6 protein-coding genes are annotated in these 11,022 nt (G+C 49.5%); 2 read left to right on the plus strand and 4 right to left on the minus strand.

From position 1 onward, the window contains the following. Positions 1–199, plus strand: a 199-nt coding sequence (locus RM811_RS03220; protein ID WP_402520702.1) for a hypothetical protein, incomplete at its 5' end; no start/stop codon positions are given. 334 nt (positions 200–533) lie between these two features. On the opposite strand, the gene RM811_RS03225 is transcribed toward RM811_RS03220, so the two are convergent. After that, positions 534–3,605, minus strand: a complete 3,072-nt coding sequence (locus tag RM811_RS03225; RefSeq protein WP_402520704.1) for a hypothetical protein — start codon at positions 3,603–3,605, stop codon at positions 534–536. 217 nt (positions 3,606–3,822) lie between these two features. Between RM811_RS03225 and RM811_RS03230 the strand changes: the two genes are divergently transcribed. Further along, a complete protein-coding gene (locus tag RM811_RS03230) occupies positions 3,823–4,968 on the plus strand; it encodes a MalY/PatB family protein (protein WP_402520706.1) in 1,146 nt (381 codons plus the stop codon). A gap of 482 nt (positions 4,969–5,450) precedes the next feature. On the opposite strand, the gene RM811_RS03235 is transcribed toward RM811_RS03230, so the two are convergent. The 3 genes from RM811_RS03235 to RM811_RS03245 all read right to left on the minus strand — a co-directional run bounded on the left by RM811_RS03235 (position 5,451) and on the right by RM811_RS03245 (position 10,915). After that, the gene (locus RM811_RS03235) at positions 5,451–8,501 is read right to left on the minus strand and encodes an efflux RND transporter permease subunit (RefSeq protein ID WP_402520708.1); all 3,051 of its coding nucleotides are present in this window, start codon (positions 8,499–8,501) and stop codon (positions 5,451–5,453) included. Continuing rightward, entirely contained in the window at positions 8,498–9,370 is an 873-nt protein-coding gene (locus RM811_RS03240; RefSeq protein ID WP_402520710.1) for an efflux RND transporter periplasmic adaptor subunit, read from the minus strand. The genes RM811_RS03235 and RM811_RS03240 overlap by 4 nt, the downstream gene beginning before the upstream one ends. Before the next feature lie 267 nt (positions 9,371–9,637). Beyond that, positions 9,638–10,915, minus strand: coding sequence for an MFS transporter (locus tag RM811_RS03245; protein ID WP_402520712.1), 1,278 nt, complete (start codon positions 10,913–10,915; stop codon positions 9,638–9,640). Positions 10,916–11,022 lie beyond the last annotated feature (107 nt).

Raw genomic sequence — 11,022 nt, forward strand, 5'->3', positions numbered from 1 at the left:
AAAGTATGGAAAGCATGTCGTAGATTGCAATGAAGCCTATACCACAAAGACCAGATCATGGAATGGCACTGTAGATGAGAATCTTGGAGCAACCAAGGTCATAAAAGGCGATGGCTTCTCAGTAGATAGAGATATTAACGGCAGCAAGAAACACCTTTATAAAAAATACACCCAATTGTTGCGGCAGTCTCGCGTTTAGGAACCGTTACTCAATAATTTCCCGATTTTAATGTCAATCTCCGTTCACCCTGAGCTCGTCGAAGGGTGTTTGGTATGAACTTGATTGTTGGACTCGGAGTCATGCCCTTCGACGGGCTCAGGACGAACGGGGTACGAGTTGAATTGGGTAATTCTTTCGGCACAAATTCTAAATGGAACAATGTTGCCGTTCCTGAGCGGGTGATGGATTAGGCAATTGTCCTTAAATAATTTCGCCATTTGTTTCTTGCCCTGCCCATGCAGAGGGTGGCATCAAGGTGAAATGACGGTATTATTTCGGGACAATTCCCAGGATGTTATTGAATTACAAATCCTTAGAGCGGAGTCATTTCATCCCGATCAGCCTCATCCTCATCCTCAGAGGAGCCCGGAGATTCCGCAAGTAACCGATGTGTCCTGAAAGGCCAGAAAGTAATCACCACAGCCTGACGAATAAGCGAACATCGTGATAATTCATGGTTATTCTTTCTTATTTTTGCAGCCTTAACACAGACAGCCACTGTACCTGTCCCCAGGGCTAAACCGCCAAGGGCTACCGGTACTCCACCAATAATTTTCCTACTGTCATTATCCGGGGGTGAATCATAGAATGAGTCAGTTTGAGCCTGTGTTGCCAGAGTTGCCAGAGTTGGGCGTTCCGGGGCTGCATCAATCAATCGACAGCTAACGATTACATCCTGAGAATGATCACAGCTGTGTCCTTTTATCAGCAATGCGCCACACATCTGAATGCTCGATTCAAATCCCTGACAACTTAAATCGGTGAGAACAATCTTGCCAGTACCCCAGCATTCCTCGCCAGACACTGTCTCAAACCTCGCGCCCTCCCGAGAATAACCCAGTTGAGCGCAGACCACACGGGCCTCATTACCATCGAACCCATCACTGCAAACGGTTCCAAAGTGATCATTGCTCCGCACTTCCAGCCTGCCACTGACAACGTTCGACTCCACAATCCCGCAGTGATCCTGGTCAGCGAGCTGAATGACAACCGGTTCGCTGCACCGGATCACCACATCATTTTCGTGAGTACAACTATTAACAATATCACCTGTGCTATTACCTATCGGCTCATCGTAGGTACATTCCCGAATATCCCTTTCGTTCCCGCTGCACTGCACACCGTTCAGGATTACGGATCCGGTGCCGGTGCCGGTGCCGGAGCATAACCCGGTTTCCACAGCCCCAACGGCATATAACAGACCTCTACAGAATGCGGTAGCATCATTATTATCAAAGCTGCCTGCACAGAAAGTCCCAAACTGCTTTGCGTCGAAGAGCCATACTTCAGGTCTGCCTGCCAGAGTATCGGGCCGTGTTTCTAACGTACAGGGTCCCGGGGATGAAAGCCGAAAAACCTGACAGCTCAGTACAAGATTATTATAATTACACTGATCCACTCCCAGCCCGTCGTGCTTACAGTCCTGAATACGGTGTTCATCTCCATCACAGGATATACCACTCAAAAGAACAAGGTCTGAGCTCTGGCACACAGCACCCACCTCGCTGCCCCTTGCATTCTCCCGGGAATAACCCAGTTGAGCGCAGGTTACCTGGGCATCCTCGGCACTATGGTAATAGTCGCAAACCGCTCCCCAAGTGGTCTCAACCAATATTTCTACCGGGCCGCTAATATAGCCCGGTTTATACGTTGCACACTGGTCTCCGGGAGCAAAGCGGAGTGACCGGCTGCACCTGACCACCACATCCTGTTCATGGGTACAATGGTCGGAGGGCTTATCATAGAGGCAATCCCGGAACGTCGTTTCATTGCCGCGGCACTCTACATTACCCAGGGCTAAAGGCCCCGTACCAGGGCATGGCCGGGTTTCCACCAGGCCAGCGCCGAATGATAGTTCCTGACAGAATTGACTGGCATCAATATCATCGAAACCTTCATTACAGATGGTTCCATACTGCTTCTGGGCGGGAAGCCACACTTCAGCCCTGCCAATAACGGCGTCCGGACCCGGTTCATAAAACCCACAACTTTCCTGTGATGAAACCCGAAGCAATGGGCAGGTAACAATTATATCTCTGTAACACTTCTGTACCTGTATCAAGTAGGAACACTCGCCAATATTTCCTTCCTGTCCATTACAAAATAAATTCAATGCACGATTAAAGGCCTGACAGCTACCTTTGTACTGTTGCAGGAACCTGGCGCCTTCGCGGGGGTATCCCAGTTGTGCACAGATAACAGCGGCATCGTTGTTATCAAAATGATCACAGAAGATAGACAATTTATTGTTGTCCCACACCCCCGGCCTGCCACTTATCAATCCCGGTTGCAGATCACCGCACGGCTCAAGTATCAAAGTGCCATTAATCGGTTGAAAGTAGGCTTCCGTAGTTTCCCTGATGGGTGGCAGGCTTACATCCCCCGGGGCAGAGCTGAATACCGGAAACAAACCGGATGCCCCGATCGCATTGGTCACCCCTCTTGTGCCCAATGGCCTGTTTGTGGGTGCCACTGCCCCCGCCCCCAGACCACTGATCAATAGCATAAACCCGGCGGCTACCCGGATAATCATGGGCCACTTCGAGTTGTACCTGTCGCCATTTAACCTGGCCCGTTCAGGTTTACCGGTATCGGCTCCGCCATCCATAGTTTCGTCTATGGCCGGATTGTCTGCCCCGCCCACGGCCATTTCACGGCGCTCATTTTTTTCCTGTTTTCCTGGAGTAATACGGTTGCCCAGAATTTTCAGCCAGTCCTGAATCGCTTCGTTATGGATCCCGGCTGATCCCGCCATGAGCTTTTCTATCAGATCCGCCAGGGCCATCCCTGGATACTTTTTACAAAGGTCAATGGTGGTCTGCAGCAGCGGGCGCTGAAAACGGTGAGCACTACTCTGGCCAGTGATAAAACGCCAGGCAAAGTCCATGGACGAGGAAGTATCAATACTCAGGTTCAGTTCCTGATACACCGGGTAGAACGGGTCTTTGTGCAGGGACAGCAATACTCCGGGGAGCTGACGATTCTGCCGGGCGGTTTCCACTGCCTTGATATAATTCAGTAACTGAGTAGTGGTTTTATTGCCAAGCCTGTCCCGCCCCAGCCTGAAGCCCAGTTTGTTTGGTTGCTGCAGATTATCCACCACCCTCATGGGTACCAGCCTGTATTCCCCGGGATCCTGTGGCTTCACCTGCCGGTCACGCAGCGGGATATCCAGATTATCAGACGACCGTTGCTTATCTACAGTCTGCTCTCTGATAACGGCCACAGCAGGGAACCGATAAGCCTGACGGCCGAAATGGTCCCTGCACTCTCTGTCATTATGGAAAAAATCATCCGAATAATCTGACCAGCCATCCTCTGTCTCATAGCGGATATTATTTGCTGACGCCGGAGCATGCGTCCCATGAAAAAGTCCAACACCCATGATTTAATATCCACTGCCTGATTAAAGTTATGGTGATTTCCTGTCAGCACCTTATTACCAATGAATAGACATTCTGTTTCTGATTTAGTTTCATTCAGTCCGACCGAATAGCGGTACAATAGAAATCCAGCTGAGACATAACCTCTCCGGAGATTTTAACGCTGTGTACTTATGCGTGGCCTATTTTCATAAAAAAAGACGATAACAGGATAGAGCAGTGACCATCGATTTTGATAAAGTGGTTGATCGAAGCAATACCTCAAGCCTTAAGTGGGACCGCTTCAACCCTGATGTTATCCCCCTTTGGGTAGCGGACATGGATTTTCAGTCAGCTCCCGGGATTATCGAAGCGCTCCACCAGCGCATTGATCATGGTGTCTTTGGTTATACCGAGCCGGACAATGAGCTGGAGCAACGGGTGGTGGAACGCTGCCGAAACCTTTATCAATGGGCGATTCAACCAGACTGGATTGTCTGGATGCCCGGTCTTGTTTCTGCACTGAATGTCTGTGTTCGTGCTTACGCAGATGAAGGCGAAAGCGTTATCTCGCCGGTACCGGTTTACTATCCTTTCCTGACGGCGCCGGCGCTGGGTGGACGTCAGCTGAAGACGGTTGACTGGGTTCAGCAGGATGGTCAATGGGTTCTTGACCTTGCCAGTCTTGAAAAGAAGATCACACACGACTCTAGACTACTAATGCTGTGTAATCCGCAGAACCCTAATGGTCGTGTATTTTCCCGCGCAGAGCTGGAAACACTGGAACAATTCTGTAAAAAGCACAATTTGACCGTTTGTTCTGATGAAGTCCATTGTGACCTGATCCTGGATCGCAATGTTAAGCACATCCCCTATGCATCCATCAGCGAATTTGCCCGTACTCACTCAGTGACACTGATGTCACCTTCAAAAACCTTTAATCTTGCCGGTTTTGGTTGTGCTTTTGCCATTATTCCGGATGGAAAATTACGACATAAATTCAATCGTGTCCGTAAAGGCATCGTGCCTGATCCGGATAATATGCTGATTGGTTTTACCGCCACAAAAGCAGCCTACCGCCATGGTGAACCCTGGCGACAGGCGCTTCTGGAATACCTACGGGGAAATCATGACTTTCTGGTGAAAGCGATCAATGATATTCCCGGATTGGCCATGGAGCCTCTACAGGCCACTTATCTGGCCTGGATTGATGTCAGTGCACTTGGGCTGGAAGATCCACACTCGTTCTTTGAGCAGGCTGGGGTTGGCCTGTCTCCAGGCAAGCAGTTTGGTGATGGCAACTATCTGAGACTGAACTTTGGCTGCTGTCGGTCTCTTTTGGAAGAAGCTGTTGAGCGAATGGCAAAGGCGATAAAACAATTCTGATCTGGCAAAGACTCTGCATCGGCATTTTCATGGTAAACAGAGTCATGGAGCTAAGTTACCGTTAGTGGTTGGTCTGAATTTTATTCCTATGCCCGCAAGTAATAAATCCTAAATTTTTATATCTTTTATTGTCTTTGCGCCGAACAGCACGCCATTGAGCCATGTATTAAAAAATGTGTTTAATATCGCATTTTACTGATATGTCATAATTGGCAGCTTTTAATAACTCAATACTTCGGACAGTTTTAGCCCAAGCATTCCGGGGCCTGTGGCTTTATAAGGCATTTAATAGCAACTCTGCGCCGACCCATACTTGCTATTAAATACCAGCCCCTACACGCAGGCCTTGCCCCACGGGCATTACGCTCTTTAAAAACTGTCCACAGTATTGGTTTATAGACCTCCTGTTTATAGACAAGAACACCGACCGTTCAGGGACTTCAGCCATAACAATAATCCGATTAGCACATTATGATTCAATGCTAATCGCGCCCATGTGAAAAGAATGTCATTTCCCGAAACATCAAATAACAGCAGGGCAGGAAAAACAGTACAGCGGGGACCGTTAATAAAAGGCCATACCCCAGAGTCAGTGCCATAGGCCCCATATAAACATCAGAGCCACCCAGTCCATAGGCCAGGGGTAAAAGACCAGAAACGGTGGTGACCGTCGTCAACAGTACCGGGCGCAGCCGCGTTGTCGCACTTTCGATCATATGCTCAACAAACTCAGAGTTGTCCTCTCCGGCTGACGGCCGATTCAGGCGATCAACCATAACCAGTGCATTATTTACCACGACACCACAGAGCCCCAGGATACCAATCCCGGCAAAAAACGACATTGGCTCACCATGAATCATCAATGCAAAGACGGCTGAAGCTACGGCAAAAGGAATAATCAGCATAATCATCAAAGGCTGTAACAGAGAACCAAACAGTAAGGCGATAACCACCCAGATTCCCACAAGCGCAATGGCAACAGCGCCAAGCAATCCACCCAGGGCATCCTGAGTCATCTCGGCCTCACCACCCGCTTCCAGACGAACGCCAGGGTATTGATCAGCAATGGCCAGAAAGTGCTTAAGGGCATCCTGAGACAGCTTTGCAGAATTTTGCACTTCATCATCAAGGTCTCCCACCACATAGGTATTGCGATCACCATTCCAGTGGGTAATCTCCCTTGGGGTCATAACCGTAGCAACCTCTGCCACCTGCCTCAGGGGAACCGCCTCACCATTGGCTGCAGGAATGTCGATATTAGGGAGATAGGTAGACTGACGATAGGGTGTATCCAACCAGACTTTGATCTTTACTTCATCATCGCCCAGCCAGCTGGTTGATGCCTCCCGACCTTCAAAAGCAAGGGTCAGGCTGTTATTCAAGTCATCAACGGTAAGACCAAGCCTTGCCAGCCAGGCATAGTCCGGTTTGATCAAGGTCTGGGGCCGCAGATTTTCATTGGTGTTTTCCAGGTCTGAAGTCCCTGACTGCTGGGCCAGCCAGTGCATCAGATCCTGCGCCAACCTTGCCCGACTATCATCGTTTGAACCAAAAATTCGAAATTCAATGGGGTCAGGCGGTGGAGGGCCACCAGCATCCACTTTCACATGAACCGCTTTTAAACCAGCAAATCCGGATGCGGATTCTTCCAGGTATTCGGCAATGTCATCAGCGCCCCTTGAACGTTCATTAACGGGTGTCAGAATAATCAGCCCGGTAGACTCTGGTGCACCTTCCGTCATATGAAATCGAGCAACTTCCGGAGTGTTAGACAACAACTCAACAAAGGGCTTGTTAATGGTGTGCACAGTATTCAGGGGAGTACCATCTGCCACTTCCAGAGAGAACTCGATCAGTCGGGCAGCCCCCGTTGGATAAAAATCCAGATCCAGCTGACGATAGCCAGTGTACAGCACGGTACCCGCCGTGATGACAAAAACAGGCACCACCACATAGCGAAACCTTAATGCCTGCTTTAACAGGGAACGATAGCTGCGTTTGCAATGATCAAACCAGTGCCCTCTGGTCTGTTGCCCGGCACTGTTAACCTTACTCTTTTTGCCCTTCTCCAGAGAATGAGCAAGATGGGCTGGCAGCAGGAACGTCACATCCAGCAACGACATCAGCAGAGCCATGATGACGGTCAGCGGCAAAACCGCAAACGTCGCTCCGAAATCACCGCCCATAAACAGCATGGGTAAAAAGACCAGCAATGTCGTTAACAGGCTGGTTATCACAGGTTTGAAGACCTGCATATAACCTTCAACCGCGGCATCGGCAGCAGTCAGCCCCTGCTGCCAGGCCTGATCGATACTTTCTGAAACAACAATCGAATCATCCACAATAATGCCAATAATCAGCAAAATTGCCGACAGGGTTACGCTATCCAGTGAGTATCCAAACAGCAGTAACATAGTGACGGTGCCAAATACACAGACTGGCAGTGAAGCGGTTATCCAGGGAGCCAGACGACGCTGCATGGTGATAAATAACACCATCAGAACCAGGGCAATACCGATAACCCCATTGTTACGCACCACCTGGAACCGCGCATCAATCTCCTCAGCCAGATCCAGCGACCAGTCAAACGTCAACCGTCCATTACTTCTTTCCTGCTCTTCAGCCAGTAAACGCTTAACCCCGGCAACTGTTTTCAGGGTGTCTCCAGACTCAGTTTTATAAAGCGTAAAACCAATACCCGACTTCCCATTGACCATAAAGCGCTGGGTTTGCCGTTCAAAACCATCACTGACGGTTGCCACGTTACTGAGCCTGACAGCACCGCCACCAGGCAGCAGTGATACAATCACATCCGACAGCTCTGCAACCGATTCAACCTGCGTCAGGGTCAGCAGATTTTGCTCGGCCTGCCAGGATTCAACCACACCACCACTACTGGAAACATTTCGGGTACTGATGGCGTTGACCACCGCTTCCGGAGTCAGTCCATAGGCCTGCAGGCGATCGGGTATCAGAGAGACAATAAACTCCCGTTGCGGGAAAGCTGTTGAAGAAATTTTGCCAATCCCCGGGATCGTTCGCAGCTTTTTCTCAATCTGCCGGGCAGACTCACGCAGTTGGGCAAATGGCATATCCCCTGATAAGCCAAGCGTCATAAACTCAAAGGTCGCCGTATTTTCCGGTTCAACCAGCGGGGCACTTTCCAGGTCTGCCGGCAGGCCGGCAACCCGATCCACGGCATCACGAATAGCCTGATTCACCCGGTCAATGTTCTCGCCATCACGAATACGAATCTCAATCTCGGAGCGCCCATCCACCGATGTAGACATGTACCAGCCCAGGCCCTGCACCGATTTCAGCTCTTTTTCAATCCGGTTGGTAATCTCAAGCTCAATCTCTTCTGCTGAAACCCCCGGGTAATCAGTAATGATGGCCGTTTCGCCCTGCTTTGAAGCGGGTAGTTCCTGCAAATTGATATTGAACAACGATGCAATACCGGTCAGGCAGATCATCAACAACATCAGGCTGGCAAAAAAGCGTTGTCGTACGAAAAAATGGAGAATCGCCCTCATTGCTGACTCTCCCCAACTGCCGCCTGTACGTTGTGCGCAGTTACACCCGGGGCGGCCAGCGTTAATTCAGCATCAACCGTAAATCCCGGACGGAGAACCCGCCCGGGGTTATCAACGATAATGTCAATGGGGTAACTGTTTCTTTTGGCGTCCGGCTTAATGCCAATGGATCTGACGCGGCCGGAAAAGTAATGACCGGGAATAGCTTCTGCCACCAGCTCAACCTGCTGACCCGGCAACAGCCTGCCCACATGGTCTTCGGTGATATAAACGACAGCTTTCAGTTTTTCTATCTGTTCAAGCTGATAAAGTTTCTGTCCAGACTGAACCCAGTCACCTTTGTTAACCAGACGCTCACTGACCCATAGCCCGGAATCGCCTTTTATTCTGGTTCGCAGCAGGGCCAATTCAGCTTCATCAACGTCAATTTCTTTAAGCCTGACATCTGCTTTACTCATCAGAAAATCAGCTTTGGCGCCATCAAGCTGTTCCCTGGAAAGGTTATTTTGTGCGGCTAATTTCTGGTATCGCTCAAACCGGATCTTTTTTACGCTCAGGTCAGCATTGGCCTGGGCAAGACTGGCCCTGGTACGATCCAGAGCCAGTAGATAATCTTCCTGATTGAGGTGAACCAGTGGTTGAGAACCTTGTGTTTGCTCACCCACTTCATGGGCGTAACGTTCAACGACGCCATCTACCCGGGAAACAACAGCAATGGATTCAATACTCTCAAGACTGCCCATTAAGTGGAGTGTTTTATCGCCAGAAGCATTGGACGAGTTCAGGATTACTGACCCGGAGGCAATGACAATAGAGGAAAAGCTGGCCATCAACACGATGGCCAGACGAAGTAAAACTGGAAATTTCATAAACTGACCTCAGGCTAAAGCCTTATCAGGGTCAATTTACTCAGCCATACCTCTAAAAAATGTCACTATTCGGTTTTCATCTTGTTACAACACCAGAAAAACCGACCAGTAGCGATATCCACCCAGCCAGACAACCCAGGGATGGATGAAAAATTCTTGAAAGGAAAAGGTACTCTCCACCGGACTCTGGTATCTGCCTGGCAAGGGCTCCGTAACAGCGAACAGCATGACAATCCCGGCCAACAGCCAGACCAGCAATACCATACGTTAACCAGCAAGTTTGATATCCGCCGAAGGCTGCTGGCTACTATCAAGCGAACGACGATGTCTTGATACCATCACCGAACTGCTGACAACGGTAATAAGACCTGTCACCAGCATCAAAAGCAGTGGTCCGGAGTTGTAACCACTCTGGTTAAGCAGTTCGATAATATAAGGAACACAACCACCAAACACACAGACACCAAGGTTGATACATACTGCCAGTCCGGTATAACGAACCGGGGTAGAAAAAAGCTCAGAGACGGAAGAAACATAGCAGCCATTAGCTATGGCAGCCGGAATAAGCGTTAGCAGCAGCATCGTCCAGAGCGAACCGGTTTTCATCGCTTCACTGGCAGGGTGTGCAACCATTAACAGGATAGTACCGCCAATAATCAACAGTCTCTTCCTGCCGACCTGGTCAGACAGCCAGCCACAGAAAAGCGTTAACAGCGAAAGTAATAACAGCGCAGTTGTGGTAAAAACAAAGACATCTTCTACCGGAAAATCCAGATGACGACTGGCATAAGGCGGCAATAACATATAAAGAGAAACCATGGCTGCCGCCGATGAGGTCAGACCTATGCCAATAAATACTGCCCGTCCATGACTACGGAACAACTCGATAACCGGTATTCTGGCCACAGCACTCTTATCAAGTACCGCAGTAAATAAAGGGGTTTCTATCAATCCCCTTCTCAGGAAATAGCCGAGAATCCCAAGCAAACTACCCGCAATAAATGGAATCCGCCATCCCCAGCTGTTTAGCTGATCCTGAGTAAGATAACGATGCAGAGTAACTCCCATGAAGGACGCTATCACCAGACCCAGTATTGCCGACGCAACAATGGCAGCCGTCAGCACCCCCCGGTACCGGGGAGAAACATGTTCCGCAGAAAAAACAATAGCCCCGGGCAGCTCTCCACCGACAGACAATCCCTGAAGTGTCCGTAAACAGGCCAGAAGAATCGTTGCCATACTTCCTATAGTGGCATAGTCAGGCAGCAAACCAATTCCAAGGGTAGCCATTGACATCATGATGATCGATAGCCGGAACAACTGTTTGCGCCCAACCCTGTCACCGAAATGACTGAATAATATCCCCCCGAAAGGCCGGCTCAGGCTGCCCATGGAATAAATCGCAAATATCCATAGCAACCCGGTATTTCCGGAATTGGGTAAAAACACCTCAGACAACTCACTGGCAAAAAGCATGACAATGGCAAAATCAAGGAACTCAAGCACTGCCCCCAGGCAGGTGATAAGAACCAGTCGATAAAGCATGGTCAATTCAACCCCGAACTGACAGACCTGCAGTTACAGTAGAACAATAAATGATGCAAAGGGTGACACAGCCACTGGATGATAAACACAACTCAATCAGACTAGCG

This window comes from Endozoicomonas sp. (assembly GCF_031844845.1).
GTDB lineage: Bacteria > Pseudomonadota > Gammaproteobacteria > Pseudomonadales > Endozoicomonadaceae > Endozoicomonas.